The sequence below is a fragment of the Mediterraneibacter massiliensis genome (assembly GCF_001487105.1).
Taxonomy (GTDB): Bacteria; Bacillota; Clostridia; order Lachnospirales; family Lachnospiraceae; genus Mediterraneibacter; species Mediterraneibacter massiliensis.
In genome coordinates this window covers 1,897,560-1,915,158 of record NZ_LN913001.1, presented here as the reverse complement: position 1 = coordinate 1,915,158, position 17,599 = coordinate 1,897,560, and the positions used below count along the sequence as shown (strand labels likewise).

14 protein-coding genes and 1 pseudogene are annotated in these 17,599 nt (G+C 41.3%); 13 read left to right on the top strand and 2 right to left on the bottom strand.

Going from position 1 to position 17,599, the window contains the following annotated elements; translation table 11 throughout:
- Positions 1 to 13 precede the first annotated feature (13 nt).
- The 6 genes from BN3282_RS13325 (at position 14) to feoB (ending at position 7,754) form a co-directional block, all read left to right on the top strand.
- On the top strand, positions 14 to 337 hold the full coding sequence (locus tag BN3282_RS13325; RefSeq protein WP_059069891.1) for a DUF1540 domain-containing protein: 324 nt from the start codon (positions 14 to 16) through the stop codon (positions 335 to 337).
- A 170-nt stretch (positions 338 to 507) separates the two neighbouring features.
- Positions 508 to 1,887: an AI-2E family transporter gene (locus BN3282_RS13320; RefSeq protein WP_059069889.1), complete on the top strand. Its 1,380-nt coding sequence runs from the start codon at positions 508 to 510 to the stop codon at positions 1,885 to 1,887.
- A complete protein-coding gene (gene metA / locus BN3282_RS13315) occupies positions 1,865 to 2,788 on the top strand; it encodes a homoserine O-acetyltransferase MetA (RefSeq protein ID WP_059069887.1) in 924 nt (307 codons plus the stop codon). The genes BN3282_RS13320 and metA overlap by 23 nt, the downstream gene beginning before the upstream one ends.
- 333 nt (positions 2,789 to 3,121) lie before the next feature.
- Positions 3,122 to 3,340 carry a cation transporter gene (locus BN3282_RS13310; RefSeq protein WP_059069885.1) on the top strand — a complete coding sequence of 73 codons (219 nt, stop codon included), beginning with the start codon at positions 3,122 to 3,124 and terminating at the stop codon, positions 3,338 to 3,340.
- A 96-nt stretch (positions 3,341 to 3,436) separates the two neighbouring features.
- Positions 3,437 to 5,323, top strand: coding sequence for a heavy metal translocating P-type ATPase (locus tag BN3282_RS13305; RefSeq protein ID WP_059069883.1), 1,887 nt, complete (start codon positions 3,437 to 3,439; stop codon positions 5,321 to 5,323).
- 100 nt (positions 5,324 to 5,423) lie between these two features.
- Positions 5,424 to 7,754, top strand: a complete 2,331-nt coding sequence (gene feoB / locus BN3282_RS13300) for a ferrous iron transport protein B (protein WP_059069880.1) — start codon at positions 5,424 to 5,426, stop codon at positions 7,752 to 7,754.
- Positions 7,755 to 7,812: 58 nt separating this feature from the next.
- Here the strand turns inward: feoB and BN3282_RS13295 are convergent, their stop codons facing one another.
- Positions 7,813 to 8,181: an ArsR/SmtB family transcription factor gene (locus tag BN3282_RS13295; RefSeq protein ID WP_059069879.1), complete on the bottom strand. Its 369-nt coding sequence runs from the start codon at positions 8,179 to 8,181 to the stop codon at positions 7,813 to 7,815.
- Between the two features lie 235 nt (positions 8,182 to 8,416).
- Between BN3282_RS13295 and BN3282_RS13290 the strand changes: the two genes are divergently transcribed.
- From BN3282_RS13290 to BN3282_RS13280, 3 genes and pseudogenes are all read left to right on the top strand, one after another.
- Positions 8,417 to 8,638, top strand: coding sequence for a transposase (locus BN3282_RS13290; RefSeq protein ID WP_059069878.1), 222 nt, complete (start codon positions 8,417 to 8,419; stop codon positions 8,636 to 8,638).
- 18 nt (positions 8,639 to 8,656) lie between these two features.
- A pseudogene (gene tnpB, locus BN3282_RS13285) lies at positions 8,657 to 9,760 on the top strand (IS200/IS605 family element RNA-guided endonuclease TnpB).
- Between the two features lie 130 nt (positions 9,761 to 9,890).
- On the top strand, positions 9,891 to 10,418 hold the full coding sequence (locus BN3282_RS13280) for a cob(I)yrinic acid a,c-diamide adenosyltransferase (protein WP_059069876.1): 528 nt from the start codon (positions 9,891 to 9,893) through the stop codon (positions 10,416 to 10,418).
- A gap of 61 nt (positions 10,419 to 10,479) precedes the next feature.
- On the opposite strand, the gene BN3282_RS13275 is transcribed toward BN3282_RS13280, so the two are convergent.
- Positions 10,480 to 11,832 (bottom strand): dicarboxylate/amino acid:cation symporter, encoded by a 1,353-nt coding sequence (locus BN3282_RS13275; RefSeq protein WP_059069874.1) that lies wholly within the window; start codon positions 11,830 to 11,832, stop codon positions 10,480 to 10,482.
- 345 nt (positions 11,833 to 12,177) lie between these two features.
- Here BN3282_RS13275 and BN3282_RS15365 point away from each other — a divergent pair, with 345 nt between their 5' ends.
- The 4 genes from BN3282_RS15365 (at position 12,178) to BN3282_RS13255 (ending at position 17,584) form a co-directional block, all read left to right on the top strand.
- On the top strand, positions 12,178 to 13,692 hold the full coding sequence (locus BN3282_RS15365) for a YjjG family noncanonical pyrimidine nucleotidase (RefSeq protein ID WP_242866642.1): 1,515 nt from the start codon (positions 12,178 to 12,180) through the stop codon (positions 13,690 to 13,692).
- 19 nt (positions 13,693 to 13,711) lie between these two features.
- Positions 13,712 to 14,890, top strand: coding sequence for a PucR family transcriptional regulator (locus BN3282_RS13265; RefSeq protein WP_059069872.1), 1,179 nt, complete (start codon positions 13,712 to 13,714; stop codon positions 14,888 to 14,890).
- A 211-nt stretch (positions 14,891 to 15,101) separates the two neighbouring features.
- The gene (locus BN3282_RS13260) at positions 15,102 to 16,316 is read left to right on the top strand and encodes a M20 family metallo-hydrolase (RefSeq protein ID WP_059069870.1); all 1,215 of its coding nucleotides are present in this window, start codon (positions 15,102 to 15,104) and stop codon (positions 16,314 to 16,316) included.
- The gene (locus tag BN3282_RS13255; protein ID WP_118977233.1) at positions 16,313 to 17,584 is read left to right on the top strand and encodes a dihydroorotase; all 1,272 of its coding nucleotides are present in this window, start codon (positions 16,313 to 16,315) and stop codon (positions 17,582 to 17,584) included. The genes BN3282_RS13260 and BN3282_RS13255 overlap by 4 nt, the downstream gene beginning before the upstream one ends.
- The last annotated feature ends 15 nt before the right edge of the window (positions 17,585 to 17,599 follow it).

Below are 17,599 nucleotides of genomic sequence, written 5' to 3'. Positions count from 1 at the left end.
GGAGGATAACATTATGCCAGAATTAAAATGTACTGTACAGACATGTGTACACAATAAGCAGTTTTTATGTGACCTGGACAAAATACAGGTCGGAGGAAACAGCGCGAAAACCGCCGGGGAGACTTGCTGCGACAGTTTCCAGGAGAGAAAAGAAGGAGGAGGCAGTTATACAAACAGTATGAAAGCCCCTTCTGACTGTGCCTGCGTAGATTGTAACGCGACAGAATGTATGTATAATGAAAGCTGCCAGTGCCATGCAGGTAAGATCAGCGTAGAAGGCAGCAATGCCTGTCAATGCGAAGGGACAGAATGTGCGACATTTTCCTGCCGTGGCTGAGAAGGGTAAAATGTGTCCGGTTCGGACCGCATAGATATGAAAAAGCATTTGTAAAAAGAGATAGTGAAAAGGGGATTTTCTGTTGGAGGAAGATCCCTTTTTCTTATATTGACGCATCCTTATATAAGGCGTTATAATAATACGTACATATTAGGAAAGGTGGGCAATAAATGATAGAAGAGACACAAAAGGATGCCCAAAAAGAAGAGGCTCTCAACAGTGGATATTACATAAAACAGCCGGTATTGAAGAAGAAAGGATCTTCTAAGCTCAGGCAACAGTTTGGAAAGGGAATGACGTTTTTTATTGTGATCGCTACATGCATCCTTTTTTATTTTGCGCTTCTCCGCCTTACAGTTATTTCTGATATACTTGCGAAGGTTATCCATGTGCTGAAACCGATCATTTATGGTCTGGCGATTGCGTATCTTTTGAATCCAATCGTAAATATCGTGGACAGACATTTACTGCCTGTAATAAAAAAACGATTTCCTCGTTTTAAGAGAAAAGAATCGTTCGTAAGAGCAATCGGGATCATGACAGGGCTGCTTCTGCTCATCGCAATAGTAGTAACTTTGTTTAATATGATGATACCGGAATTATACCGAAGTATACGGGATATGGTGCTTACAGTTCCGAGCCAGATGAATCACTTCCTGGAATCTTTTGCCCAGATGAATTCGGAAAATTCGACGATAGGAAAGTTCGCGGCGGAAGTGCTGGAGGAAGCAGCGAAGTTTTTACAGAACTGGATGCGCACAGATCTATTAGAACAGGTGAATGTAGTCATGTCCGGTTTGACGGTAGGCGTTATCAACATTATAAGCGAGATACTCAACATTGTGATCGGAATGATCGTTTCTGTATATGTGCTGTTCAGCAAAGAAAAATTTTCCAGACAGTGTAAAAAAATCATATATGCACTGTTTAAACCTGCAAATGCGAATATGATCCTTCACCTGACAATTAAAAGCAATCAGATTTTCGGCGGATTTATCATAGGGAAAATTATAGATTCCGCTATCATCGGCGTGCTTTGTTTCTTAGGCTTATCTGTTTTGGATATGCCCTATACGATGCTGGTCAGCGTTATTGTAGGAGTGACAAATGTAATTCCGTTTTTCGGTCCCTATATTGGGGCGATTCCAAGCGCACTGTTGATCTTATTGTCGGACCCTAAGATGGGAATCTATTTTATTATCTTTATACTGTGTCTACAACAATTGGATGGAAATATTATCGGACCAAAGATACTTGGGGATTCAACGGGACTGTCCGCTTTTTGGGTTGTATTTTCCATACTGCTGGGAGGAGGCATGTTTGGTTTCCTGGGAATGATACTGGGAGTTCCGACATTTGCCGTGATTTATTACATTGTTAAAATGATTATCAACAACAGGCTGGAACGCAAGAAATTTCCTACAGATACGGACTGCTATGATAAGTTTAGCTATATAGATTCTGATGGTACATATGTACATGCTGATGAAAATGAGATGAAAAACGAGGAAAGAGGAGAAGATAGACATGCCGATTCGAGTACAAAATGATTTGCCGGTAAAAGAGATACTGGAGCAGGAAAATATATTTGTGATGGACGAATACCGTGCCGCACATCAGGATATCCGTCCGATCAGCATAGGGCTTCTGAATCTCATGCCGTTAAAAGAAGATACAGAACTACAAATCTTGCGTTCTCTTTCGAATACTCCGCTGCAGGTGGATGTGACATTTGTGCGGGTATCGAGCCATGTATCGAAAAATACATCTACCAGCCATATTTATAAATTTTATGAATCTTTTGAAGAGATTAAACGGCAGAAATTCGATGGTTTTATTATTACAGGCGCACCGGTGGAACTGCTGCCCTTTGAGGAGGTAGATTACTGGGAAGAACTAAAAGAAATCATGGAGTGGACGACAACAAATGTGACTTCCACGCTGCATTTGTGCTGGGGAGCACAGGCGGGAGTGTATTACCATTATGGGATTGACAAAGTAAAGCTTCCGCAGAAAAAGTTCGGCGTATTTAAGCACCATGTAAGAAACAGAAAGATTCCGCTTGTCAGAGGATTTGATGATGTATTCTATGCGCCCCATTCCAGACACACGACGGTTCCGGAAGAACTTTTGGAGAAAGATGAAAGAATTACGATCCTGGCTGATTCAAAGGAGGCAGGTGTGTTCTTATGTATGGCAGAGGACGGGCGAAAAATCTTTGTTATGGGGCACCCGGAATATGACCGGATGACGTTGGATGGAGAGTATAAAAGAGATAAGGCAAAGGGGATGGATATCCAAATTCCTGTTAATTATTATCCGGATGGAGATCCAGAACAAAAGCCGCTTCTTACATGGAGAGCATGCGCAAATAATCTATATACAAACTGGCTCAATTATTATGTATATCAGGTAACACCGTATGACTTGTACGGAACGCCGAGTTTTTAACAAATGGGGAAAGGGAATGAATTGTCCTAAATGTAATTCTCCAAATCAGGAAGAGTTTTGTGAAAATTGCAAAAAATGAAATAGGAGAGAGGGTATCGCACAATCATTTGATGATTTTGCGGCACCCTCTTTCCATATACATGTTTTACATATTGTATTGGTAATTCTCTCGTTATAAGACTTGACTAAAAAGATAGTATCCAAAATATCCAAAATATTTTCATATTAAGATTGACATTTTAAAAAGTCGGGAGTATTATATAAGTATAAAGATTAAACATATATTTAATTGTTCAATAAAAACATATCTTCAAGAGGAAAGGAGTATTGATCATGAAAAAGACATACAAGATTGAGGTAGACTGTGCAAACTGTGCGAATCTGATGGAGGATGCGGCAAAGAAAACGGCAGGCGTTGCAGACGCGACGGTTAACTTTATGACACAGAAAATGATCGTAGAGTTCGAGGAGGGGCAGGAGCCAAAGACAGTTATGAAAACGGTTTTGAAAGCCTGCAAAAAGGTAGAACCGGATTGTGAAATCGAATTTTAAAATTTTTGCACCCTTGCGCATTACGGTCAGGGTGCAAATTTATGAAGTAGATATGAAAAATTAAACAAATGTATAATCCAATAGGAGGATATGATCATGAACAGGAAACAGAAGAAAATGCTGATCCGGATTATCATTTCAGCTGTTATGGTTATTATATTGAATTTTATACCGGTAACAGGAATTGCAGAATTAGCTCTTTATCTGTTGGTATATTTGATCATAGGGTATGATATTTTAAAAAAGGCCGGAAAAGGCATTTGGAATCGCAGGGTTTTTGATGAGAATTTTTTGATGGCAGTAGCGACTGTGGGGGCATTTGCTTTGGCAATCTATGCGCGAAGCGGAGACTATAATGAAGCGATCGCTGTTATGCTGTTTTATCAGATAGGCGAGTTGTTCCAGAGTTATGCAGTTGGAAAAAGCCGCAGAAATATCAGTGCATTGATGGATATACGTCCGGATTATGCCAATGTAGAACGAGAAGGAAAGCTGGAAAAAGTGGATCCGGATGAAGTGGGTATTGATAGTATGATCGTAGTGCAGCCGGGAGAAAAAGTACCGTTGGACGGGATTGTTATAGAAGGAAGCTCCAGTTTGAATACAAGCGCTCTGACAGGAGAAAGTATACCCCGGGATGTACGGCAAGGAGATGAGATCATCAGTGGATGCATCAATATGACAGGTGTATTAAAAATCCAGACGATAAAGGCGTTTGAAGAATCTACGGTATCTAAAATATTAGAACTTGTGGAAAATTCCAGTTCCAGAAAATCAAAATCAGAGAATTTTATTTCGAAATTTGCAAAAGTGTATACTCCGGCAGTATGTTATGGCGCATTAGCACTGGCAGTTCTGCCGCCTCTTATACAGATCTTATTTTTAGGGCAGGCGGCACAGTGGGGCATATGGATATATCGGGCGCTTACATTTCTGGTCATTAGCTGTCCATGCGCGTTGGTCATCAGTATTCCACTTAGTTTCTTTGCAGGAATAGGAGGAGCGAGCAAGGAAGGGATTTTGATTAAAGGTTCTAACTATATGGAAACATTATCACGGGCAAAATGTGTAGTGTTTGATAAAACAGGTACTTTGACACAGGGAGTGTTTGAAGTAAGCGCTGTACACCACAATGAGATGGAAGAAAAAAAACTGTTGGAATATGCGGCACTTGCTGAGTGTGCATCTTCACATCCAATCAGTAAGAGTCTTCAGAAAGCATATGGAAAGGAAATTGACCGAAGCAGAGTCTCAGACATACAGGAGATCAGCGGATATGGGATACTTGCCACAGTAGATGGACAGGAGGTCGCTGCCGGCAACAGCAGGCTGATGGAAAGGCTGCATGTGAAGTATCGTGAATGTCATAAAGTGGGCACGATCATCCACATGGCGGTCAACGGAGAATATGCAGGACATATTGTGATTTCTGATATCATAAAAGAACACGCCAAAGAGGCGGTAGCGGCTTTGCGAAAAGCCGGTATCAAAAAAACAGTCATGCTTACCGGAGATACAAAGCGTGTAGCGGAACAAGTAGCAGAGACTTTGGGGATAGACAAAGTATATAGTGAATTGCTTCCGGGAGATAAAGTGGAAAAAGTAGAAGAATTGCTCCTGGAGAATGCCGGAAAAGATACATTGGCTTTTGTGGGAGACGGTATCAATGACGCACCTGTTTTGACTCGTGCGGATATCGGGATCGCTATGGGTGCTATGGGGTCGGACGCGGCAATCGAAGCAGCAGATGTCGTCTTGATGGATGATGATCCGCTGAAAATTTCTAAAGCGATCAAAATCTCTAGAAAATGTTTGCGGATCGTATATCAGAATATTATATTTGCATTGGTTGTGAAATTTGCCTGTCTAGGACTTGGGGCAGTTGGCCTTGCAAATATGTGGCTTGCAATTTTTGCCGACGTAGGCGTTATGGTCATTGCGATCTTAAATGCGATCAGGACGCTTAGGGTCCATCATTTATAAATAGGATAAAAATTATTATAAAGCAGCGGTATTTTCACCGCTGCTTTACTTTTGGGCAAAGATTAGGTAAACTATTAGAGGGAAAGAGAAGGAGGACAAAATGAAGTTAAGTGAATTAGCTATTGGAAAGACTGCGACCATACAGACTGTCGGTGGTTCGGGAGCTCTGCGCCAGCACTTTTTGGATATGGGGCTCATACAGGGGACAGAGGTGACAGTCGTAAAATATGCTCCTATGGGAGATCCTGTGGAACTTAGAATACATGGATATGAATTAACGATCCGTTTAGAGGATGCGAAAAATATTGAAATAGGTGAACCACACAAACCTAGAATGATAAAAAAGAAAACAGTGGGACGAGAAAAGCATCATCCAGGATATGGAGAAGGTGGAAAATTCCATAATAGAAAAGGTGAAAACCCTCTGCCGGATGACGAGACGCTTACATTTGCCCTGGTAGGAAATCAGAACTGCGGAAAGACAACTCTTTTTAACCAACTGACTGGTTCCAAACAGCATGTGGGAAATTTTCCCGGTGTTACGGTCGACCGTAAAGACGGTGTGATAAAAGGACATGAAAATACTTTGATCACAGATTTGCCGGGAATTTATTCTATGTCTCCGTACAGCAGTGAAGAAATCGTAACAAGAGAATTTGTAATCCGAGAAAAGCCTAAAGGAATCATCAATATCGTGGATGCGACTAATATAGAACGGAATCTCTATCTGACCATGCAGCTTTTGGAATTGGGTTTCCCGATGGTCGTGGCGCTGAATATGATGGATGAATTGCGGGAAAATGATGGTTCGGTCCTTGTAAATGAGATGGAGGCAGCGTTAGGCGTGCCGGTGGTTCCTATTTCAGCGGCAAAAGGAGAGGGAATCGAGGAATTGGTCCGCCATGCAATCCATGTGGCAAAATATCAGGAATGTCCTCTGGATACGGATTTCTGCAAAAGAGAAGAAGGGATCCACAGAGGGATCCATGCAGTGATGCATTTGATCGAGGATCATGCTGAAAAATCAGAAATACCTGTACGTTTTGCAGCAAGCAAGGTCATGGAAGGGGACAAAAAAATTCTGGACCAACTGAGAATGACAGCTCAGGAGAACCATATTTTAGAAGAAATCGCCAGTCAGACAGAAGCAGAAACAGGCTTGGATCGTGCAGCAGCTGTAGCACAGATGCGCTTTGATTACATAGAAGAAATATGCAGTGAAGCGGTTATAAAGCCAAAAGAAAGCAAGGAACGGGCCAGAAGCCTGAAGGTGGATCGGATTTTGACCGGGAAATATACAGGAATTCCTGCGTTTATCGGTATTATGGGTATGGTATTTTGGCTGACATTTAATGTGATCGGCGCTTTTCTGCAGGGGATTTTAGAAGCTGGGATCGCAGTACTTACCGAAATGGCAGATGGAGCCATGCAGGCGGCACATGTAAATGCAGTGGTACGTTCTCTTGTGGTGGATGGAATTTTTAATGGAGTCGGCGGAGTACTCAGTTTTCTTCCGATCATTGTAACGTTGTTTTTGTTCTTGTCTTTGTTAGAAGACAGCGGATACATGGCACGTGTCGCATTTATCATGGATAAATTACTTAGAAAATTAGGACTTTCGGGACGCAGTATTGTTCCGATGCTGATTGGATTTGGATGTACGGTTCCGGGAGTTATGGCAAGCCGTACGCTTCCATCAGAACGGGATAGAAAGATGACGATCCTGTTGACACCATTTATGAGCTGTACTGCGAAATTGCCGATCTACGCATTTTTTACAGCAGCATTTTTCCCAGAGCATGGAGCACTTGTCATGATCAGTCTTTATATATTTGGCATTATGATGGGAATCCTCATGGCATTGATCTTCAAGAAGACTGCTTTTAAGGGCGAAGCAGTTCCCTTTGTTATGGAGCTTCCGAATTATCGTATGCCTGGAGTGAAAAATGTACTGCATTTATTATGGGAGAAAGCTAAAGATTTTTTACAGAGAGCGTTTACAGTTATTTTCATTGCAACAATCGTCATCTGGTTCCTGCAAAATTTCGATACCGGTCTGAATATGGTGTCGGATTCTCAAAATAGTATTCTTGCAATGGCGGCAGGAGTACTTGCGCCAATTTTTATTCCGGTTGGTTTTGGGGACTGGCGGATCGCGACAGCGCTGATCTCCGGTTTCATGGCTAAAGAAAGTGTTGTATCGTCTTTGACGGTATTATTTGGAAGTACTGCACTTTTGCAGAGCAGTCTTACTTTGGCAGGAGCAGGTTCGCTTCTTGTGTTCTGTCTGCTGTATACTCCTTGTGTGGCGGCAATCGCTTCTGTAAAGAGAGAATTGGGCGGGAAATGGGCTGCTGCCATGGTCATAGGACAGTGCGTGATCGCATGGCTTGCAGCGTTTGTGGTATACCATGTTGGCATGATGTTTTAGAGAAAAGGAGCAGGTGAGCACCCTGCTCCTTTTCCGTTTATAGTATAGAGATGCCACTTTAGGCCTCTCCTTTAATACAGGAGATCTCCATCATTTGTTCGATCATATGGTGGAGGGTCTGTGCCTTTTTTGAGTTGCTTGCTCGATAATATGTTTCTTTCCCATCTCGATGGGATTCAAGAAGCCCGCTGGAACGCAGGAGGCGAAGGTGATGAGCGACAGCCGGACTGCTCATATGCATCATGGCAGAAATATTGATTACACATTCTTCACAATGACATAGGATCCAAAAAATACGGAGCCGTGTAGGATCGCTTAACTGTTTGAAAATATCGGCAATGATCTGAAAGTATTCCGCCTCCGGCATGTGTTTTAGGAGCTGCTCTCTGGATTGTCCGTGCTGGTGAGGTAAAGTATATTGTTCCATAAAAATTCCTCCTTTATATATAGTTTAACATACAATACTTTTTTTAGAAATAAATATGCAATATTCTATGAAGGATCCAGACTCCCTGGATATTCTCCTTTTATTTTTCGGTTAGGAATGGTATGTTTATTATATAGGTGGATATGTATTTTGAAAATACGGCTACCGCAATCCCACTGGCTTTAGACGGTGGGTTAAGGTAGGCAAAAGTAGTGGCTTGTGTTATACTTACGCCATGGGAACATGGAAATCAAAAAACAGACACAAATATTTACTCCAATATCATAATATTTTTGTGTGCAAGTATAGAAAGAAATTACTGACATCAAAGCAAATATCAGATGATATAAAACATTTTTGGAAAGAACATACCTTTTGGACAGATGGATGCTTTGCCTGTAGTGTAGGAAATATTTCCGAAGAAATGTTAAAGAAGTATATAGAAAATCAAGGATAGAAGGGCAGGCGGCAGCAAATGTTAAAAGCATATAAATACAGGGTATATCCAAACAATGAGTAGAAAATGCAGATAGCTAAAACATTTGGCTGTTGCCGTTTTGTATATAACCAGACGCTTGCATATCGAAAAGAAGCTTACGAGAAAGAGAAAAAAACCATCAGTAAAACAGGCTGCAACAATTACTGTAACAGAGAATTAAAGAAGACATATGAATGGTTAAAAGAAGTGGATAAGTTTGCCCTGACGAATGCAATCTATAATATGGATTCAGCTTATCAGAAGTTTTTCAAAGAACATACGGGCTATCCAAAGTTTAAGAGTAAACACGATAACCATAAATCCTATACAACGAATTTTACGAATGGAAATATAGCTGTAGATTTAGAGAATGGAAAAATAAAGCTGCCAAAGTTAAAAGAAGTAAAGGCAAAACTGCACAGAGAATTCCATGGCAAAATAAAATCAGCCACGGTCAGTCAGGTTCCAAGTGGGAAATGCTATGTGTCAATACTGGTAGAAACAGAGCATGAAAAATTGCCACACAGAAATCAAAATATAGGATTGGATTTAGGAATTAAGGATTTATGTATCACATCGGATGGGATAAGGTACGAAAATCCAAAGATAATAAAAAAGAATGAGAGGAAGCTGTCGAGACTGCAAAGGCAACTGGCACACAAGGAAAAAGGCAGCAGAAATTACGAGAAGAAGAAAAAAGAAATCGCAATATGCCATGAGAAGATAACAAATACCAGAAAAGATTATCTACATAAGATTTCACACGAAATTGTCAGCGAAAACCAAGTAATAGTTTCGGAAAATCTGCAGATAAAAAACATGGTAAAAAATCATCATTTAGCAAAATCAATCAGTGATGTGTCATGGTATGAGCTTACAAGGCAACTGGAATATAAGTCAAAATGGAATGGCAGGGAATATGTCAAAATAGACACATTTTATGCCAGTAGCCAGTTGTGTTTTGCCTGTGGATATCAAAATACAGATACAAAAGATTTATCGGTAAGGGAATGGATATGTCCGAATTGTGGAACAAAACAAGATAGAGATATCAATGCCGCAAAAAATATACTGGCAGAAGGATTAAGGCAAATAGCATAAAAGAAGCATATATAGGGCAGAAACTGCCCGAATTAACGCCTGTGGAGATAGTAGGTTACGAGGTCGATGAAGCAGGAAGTCCATTGGCTTTAGACAATGGGTAGTTCACGAAAGGACAGGCTTATAAAATATGGAGAAGGACAAAGGGTTGATTCACGTATATTTTGGAAATGGAAAAGGAAAGACAACAGCGGCTATGGGATTATGTGCCCGGGCTGCCGGATATGGATATAGAGTATTGATCTACCAGTTTATGAAGGATAACAAAACCAGTGAAAGAAATATATTAAAGCTGTCTGAGAATATAACGCTCCTGCCTGGATTAGAGAAGGAAAAATTCAGTGCTTATCTGACAGAAGAAGAGAGAAGAGAGAGAAAGATATTTTACGCCGATCAATTTGAAAGGATGACAAAGCAGGCGGAGGGATACGACGTATTGTTTATGGATGAGATCATCTATGCAATACAGGCAGAACTTCTGGAGGAAGATAAGATCATAGAGTATCTGAAAAGGAAACCAAAGCATCTGGAAATCATACTGACAGGAAACCGCCCAAGCATGGAACTGCTGGATATGGCAGATTATGCTACAGAAATGAAAAAGATAAAACATCCCTTTGATAAGGGGATAAAGGCAAGAATGGGAATTGAACGATAGGTATTTTTGTATAAAAGCATCCGAAAAATGTAGAGAAATTTCGGATGCTTTTTAATAGATTTTATTTTACTTTACTGTTATAGATGTCTTTGTTCAAGAGTCCTTCTGTTTTGGCGACATAGATACAGGTACAGGAATCGCCTACTGTGTTTAAAGAAGTCACGAGCATTTCGATAGGACGATTGATCGCCAGTATCAGGCTATATGCCAAAAGCGCCGCGTCGTTTGTAAAGCCAACACCAGACAGAATAGTAAAAAGAACGATTGCTCCGGCTCCAGGCGCAGCCGGTGTTCCGGCTGAACATAACATTGCCATTACTGAAATCATGATCAGTATAGGAACTGTAACATGCGACCCGGAACATCCGGCAATAAACAATGTCGCTATCACCTGCATGATGGCAGTACCGTTCATGTTGATCGTCATACCAAGAGGGAGGACAAAGGAAGCAATTTTTTCATCTACTCCCAACTCTGTGGTCGTTGTTTTTAAATTAAGAGGAAGAGTAGCGGCGCTTGAAGAAGTAGAAAAACCGAACATTGCGACCTTGGAAATTTTTTTGATAAAAGGGATCGGATTTAATTGAGTCCCAAAACGTATGAGCAGGGAATAACCGGCAAAAAGGTATGTAAGAAGCAGGATAACGGTCGTCACTACATAGATCAATGCCGGACGCAGATAGTGGATCCCATATGTGGCAAATGTTCTCGAAAAAAGTGCGAAAATAGCAAACGGTCCCATTTTTGTTACTACGAAATTTAAGAAAACAACCACTATATCATTTATTTCTTGAAATAACTTGCTTAAGGTATTTGTTTTTTCTTTTCCCAGTACATTCATGCACAGTCCTACTGCGACAGCTAGAAATACAACAGCGAGTACAGCTGTGTTGTCACTGAATACAGCTGTGATATTAAGGGGAACAGCGTTTAAAATAACAAGCAGAGGGTTGGAACCGACAGAACCTTTGGAAACAGAAAGTCCGGTAATATTGGCGCTGAAAAGACCGCTGCGATAAAGAAACATACCGACTGTGCCTGCTAGGAGCAGCGCAAAGAAATAGCATAGCAAGAACCAGGCGATTGTTTTAAAAGAGATGCGGCCCAGTGTTCGCGTATCTGAGATTGTGCCGATAGCAAGAGCAATAGAAGTAAAGATCATGGGGATGATAACAAGCTGCAAGGCGCGGATGAACATCTGTCCGATTATATAGAACAGACCAATAGCATTAGAGGCTCCTTCAGCAGATATATCTTGGAAGAAGATACTATTGATCATATTCCAGATATTTGCATTGCCGGTAGCATTTAATGTTTCTCTTAGCCATATAAAGAAAAAGCCCGCGATAATACCAAGCACGAGAGCAATGACAATTCTTCGTGCCAGAGAATGTATCGATTTTTGATTTTGCATAGTTTCAATCCTCCTTCTGAAATGGAATACATTGTCAGAAAAAGCGCCTTTTCTTAAGGGGTCTATTGTGCACCAAGATATATATGGTCATCTTATCGAATAAAACTTACGTTTACAATTGTCAGGAAGACAAAAAAACGATAGAAATTTTGTCGTTTTTAACAAAGATAGTATTCTTCTTATATATTATATTTTTAATATATAAGAAGAATTGAAAGAAAATAAAGAAAATAAAGAAAATGATTGACAAGATCAAAATGATAGTGTAAAATATGTTTTTCATCTAAAAAAGAGAGAAAAATATATAGAATAAAATAAAATAGTCTGTCAATTGGAGGTAATGAGATGTACAGCAGTATGGAGACAATAGGATTTTCAACGTATTTTAATGATGTGGTAAATTATTTCTATGAAGATGAAAAGCTCGTAGCACATCTGGGGAAAAAGCTGGGATTTGATGTTAGCCGGGATATGTTTTTGGGAGTGGTGTTTCTCTATCCTTCTACAGAACAAGGAACATTTGAAGAAAAAGAAAAATTAAAAGAGCATTTGACAGGGATGTGTGCACTGCCGGCTGTCAATAGAGCCGCCGCTGCGAATCAGATGTTTTATGTGGACAATGGGGTAGCGACTTTTTTAGTAGGACATACAAAGGACGAACTGTCCGAAATTCTTCCGGCGTTTAAAAAAGAAGCAGCAGCTCGTTTAGAGACATTGGGAGTCGATAAAAAAGTACGAGTAGGGATAGGGCTTCCTGAAAAAGGGATATCTGGGATCAAACGTACATATACGTATGCCATGAAGGCGGTCAAGGCAGGCGAGATCTTCAAAAAAGAGAGGGTTTTCTTAGACTATATGGGAATGGAAATTTATAGTTCTATCAATGCAATGGTGACTAGTTATGGCAAGCAGATTACAGATATTGTCTTTAGCCAACTGGGAGACATAGAGATCCGTGTACTTGCGAAGTACTATAAGTGCAAAGAAGATATAGATATGACGGCGAAGGTGCTGGATATTCCCTCTGATCTGGTGAGAGAATATCTTGCGAATGTAAAAAAATCGACGGGGTTGGATGTACATGATACAGAAGACAGTTTTAAACTTCATTTGCTGATGATCGCGAAGAAAGTGTTGGATACAAATAAAAAAATAGATAAGATGAAAGCATCGAATCGGTATACTTGCCTCCTGTTGGATGTTGATGACACACTTCTGGATTTTCAGGCAAATGAAAAAGAAGCCTTTGCGCATGTATTAAAGAGTTATGGGTATGAAGATGCACTCTCTTATCTTCCGGTATATAAAAAGATCAACGATAGGCTGTGGAAGGAATACGAGCAGGGAAAGATAGAAAAGGAAGAGATTCTAAATACGAGATTTGCGAAGACAATGCAGGAATTTGGACAAGAGATCGATGGAAAGGAGTGGGAGACAAAATACCGTTCCTGTTTAAATGAAGGTACGCAGATGATCGAAGATGCAGAAGAAATCTGCCAGTGGCTGCAGGGAAGGTACCGCTTATTTATCATCAGTAACGGAGTGGCAAAGACGCAGAAGAAACGTCTGAAAGCTGCGGGGCTTGACAAGTATTTTGAGCAGATCTTTGTTTCAGAGGAAGTGGGGGCGCAGAAACCGTCTAAAGAATTTTTTACATATGTGGAAAAACATATTCCGGAATTTGATAAGGACAAGGCATTGATCATCGGAGATTCATACAGCTCTGATATAAAAGGCGGGCTGGAATATGGGATCGATACATGCTGGTTTATTAAAGAAGGGGAAAAAGAACAGGTGCAGGGAGAAAAAAGTACGTACAGGATCAGCAGATTAAAGCAGTTAAAAGATATATTAGAGTAAACACAGGGGTTGAAAGAAGATGGCAAAACTTAGAGAATTATTAGAGTTTAAGTCACTTAGAAACCTGGAGCTTGTTACAAACACGGAATGTCTGGATGTCAATGTGGGAACCGTGACTGTAATGGAGGTACCGGACGTGATCCAATGGCTGAAAGGCGATGACTTTTTAATAACCAGCCTCTATTCTATCGGGGATGATGAGGAAAAGCAGTGTCGGCTGCTCTATGATCTGTTGGAAACACGCAGCGCATGTCTGGCAATTAAAACCGGAAAATATGCACGCCGCATTTCAGATAAAATGATCGCAATCGCAGATAAAAATCATTTTCCACTGCTTCAGATCCCTTATGAAATGACATATATCGACATTATCATGGATGTTATGAATGTAATCATGACAGAAAACAATAGAAGGAAGATGCTGGGAAAATATTTGGCAGACATTATTTTTCATCCTGCGGAAAATGTGGATATATTTGAGGAAGAAGGACGGCTTCTGAATGTAGATGTTGAAAAGGATTGTTTCCAGGCACTTCTGATCAAAGCAGATACACAGGAGATGTATGAAGGTGGCAGGCGGCGGATGGTACAATTTGCGGCAGACAGACTTTCTGCGTTTGCGGAAAGCTTGTCAGAAGGATTGTACAGCAGTAACTTTGCGTTGGAGAAAGGAATCCTTTTTATACTGTACAGCAGACAGAAAAGTACGTTGAAACGATATCTTCCGTTTATTTTGACAGAAATGCAGGTGACACTAGATGATCTGGCTATACACGGAGGCTATCGGGTGGGAATCGGAACAGCGAACATGAAAGCAGCGGGTATCCGGTGTTCTTATGAAGAAGCTGTGCAGGCGCTTGAGTTGGGGCGGATCGTAGATAAGACAGCGAAGATACACACATTTTCTGATCTGGAATTATATAGCAGCCTGCGCAAGATGCTGCAGAATAGAGCAGAGAGTTTATTTTTACCTGTCTGGGAGAAATTGAAAAATCAAGAGTTAGTAGATACGTTGATCGTTTATTTTGAGTGTGATGGCAATATGGACGAGACAGCGAGTCGTATGCATACACATAAGAATACGATCAAATATCGCTTGCATAAGATAAAAGAACTCACAGGGCTGGATGTGAGATGTCAGGCAGATAATTTTAAATTGTATTTCATGGTATTGGAAAAAAAGCTCTGCGGCAGATAAGCAGATACGAACAAGAGAGTGGCCTTTTTGTCTAAATAAACAAAAAAGGCCGTTCTTTTTTTCTTGTGTGAACATAGCATTGTACGTGCTGTGCGGATATACTGTTTTCATAAAGAATTCGCTGTCGGATGGGACGAGGCATACATCTTTATATAGAAAGAAAAGCCTTTACATCGGTGCTTATGAAATGATAAAGTAGGAGGAGACAGATATGATACACAGCCGTAGAGATATACAGTATTGCGAGGAACTTTTTAAAAGCTTCTATAATATAGGCGCTACCGCGGACGGAGGTGTTACCCGCCTCGGCTATACGCAGACCGAGGACAGAATGCATGAGACTTTGATCGCAGATGGAAAACAGATGGGCTATATGGATGTAACAGACGAAGTGGGAAATACATATATCTGCAACAGCATGGAAGAAAATTACTATCTGATCGGCTCACATCTAGATTCTGTCGTAGAGGGTGGCAGATATGACGGGGTGGCAGGCGTGATCGCCGGAATGATGGTGCTCCGCTGGGCGAAGGAAGACGAGTTAAAAGTTCCTATCCGGGTGGGGGCTTTTCGCTGTGAGGAATCCAGTAATTTCGGATGTTGTACGATCGGAAGCGGACTGATCACAAAAGAAGCCTACAAGCAGGATATTGAAGGACTTTTATCAAAAGATGGAAAGCTTCTTGGGGATATTTTTGCAGAAAGAGGACTGCATATCCGACCGAAAAAGATTGAGGGTGTCAGACAATATTTAGAATTACACATTGAACAGGGAAAGGTATTAAAGGAGTGTCATACGCAACTTGGGATTGTCAGTACAATAGCAGGTCCTATCCGGTATAGTCTGTATTTCCATGGAATGGCAGAACATTCCGGAACAACGCCGATGATGATGCGAAATGATGCATTGTGCGCAGCTGCGGAAGTGATACTGGAAGTGGAACGGATCGGGCAAAGAGAATCTATGTATCAGTCTGTAGCAACCGTTGGGGTATTGTATAACAGACCAAACGCAATGAATGTGATCCCCGGAGAAGTGGAGATTGGGATTGACATAAGAGGAATCGATCCGGCAAGTCTTGACAGGATTGAAAGAGGCGTGTTAGACTCTGCAAGGGCTATATGTAGAAAACGTAAAGTACAGTTGATCGAAGAGAAGTTAAGCAGTATTCCGCCGATAGAGATGACAAAGGATCTTGCACTTAAACTGGAAAAAGCGGCTCGTGAACTTCAGATTTCGAATCGAGTCATGGTCAGTGGAGCCGGTCACGACGCGATGTCATTTGCGTCTGTCTGTGATACAGCAATGGTTTTTATACCATGTGACAAAGGAATCAGCCATAATAAAATGGAATTTGCCACAATTGAAGATATCTGTAACGGTGCGCGGGTAATATATGAACATATTAGGAGGGAGAATCAGTGATTTTAATTAAAAACGGCAGGGTGATCGACCCTAAAAGTGGAACAGATGAAACACTGGATATTTTGATAGAAGAAGGAAAGATTGCGGGGATCGGAAAATATAAACGCAGCAACGAGTATGAGCGTATTATCGAGGCAGAAGGGAAAATCGTGGCGCCGGGTCTGATCGATGTGCATGTGCATTTCCGTGATCCTGGACTGACTTATAAAGAAGATATTGAAAGCGGTGCGAAGGCCGCAGCAGCCGGCGGGTTTACAACTGTAGTGTGCATGGCGAACACAAAGCCGCCGGTGGATAATGCGGACACGCTTTCCTATGTGTTGGAGAAAGGAAAGAAGACGGGGATCCATGTGCTTTCTGTAGCAGCAGTGACAAAAGGAATGAAGGGAAAAGAACTGACAGATTTTGCCGAATTAAAGAAAGCAAAAGCGGTAGGTTTAAGTGACGACGGGATTCCGATCAAAGACAGCCGCCTTATGTACGAAGCTTTAAAAAGGGCGAAAGAAGAAGGTCTTGCAATCAGTCTCCATGAGGAAGATCCTGACTTTGTATTCCAGGCCGGGATCAATAAAGGAGCCGTCTCTGAGTCTCTTGGGATTGGAGGAGCCATGGCGCTTTCCGAGCAGCTTATGGTGGCAAGAGACTGCACGTTGGCACTGGAAACGGGGGCTAGGGTCAGTATTCAGCATGTGAGTTCGAAAATTGCAGTGGAATATATCAGGCTGGCACAGAAACTTGGTGCAGATGTGTGGGCAGAGGCGACGCCCCAGCATTTTTCATTGACAGAAAAGGACGCACTTGAGAAGAAAACTCTCGCAAAAGTGAATCCACCTTTGCGTACAGAAGATGACCGTTATGGGATCATAGAGGGATTAAAGGATGGGACGATACAGATCATCGCAACAGACCATGCGCCTCATTCCGCAGAAGAAAAAGACAGAGAGATCACGAAGGCGCCGAGTGGGATGATCGGATTGGAGACAGCCTTGGCTCTTGGCATAACAAATCTGGTCCGTACAGGAAGCCTGACTATGGAATATTTCCTGAAAAAAATGACGCTGAATCCGGCAGAACTGTATGGACTTGACAGCGGATATATAGCAGAGGGGGCACCGGCGGATCTTGTTATCTTTGATGAATTTGAGAAATGGAAGGTGGAAAAATTCCATTCCAGATCCAATAATTCACCTTTTATTGGAGAAGAACTGTACGGTAAAGTGAAATATACGATCTGCAGCGGCAGAGTCGTATATGAGGATAAAGAATAAAACAAGGAGGCTAAG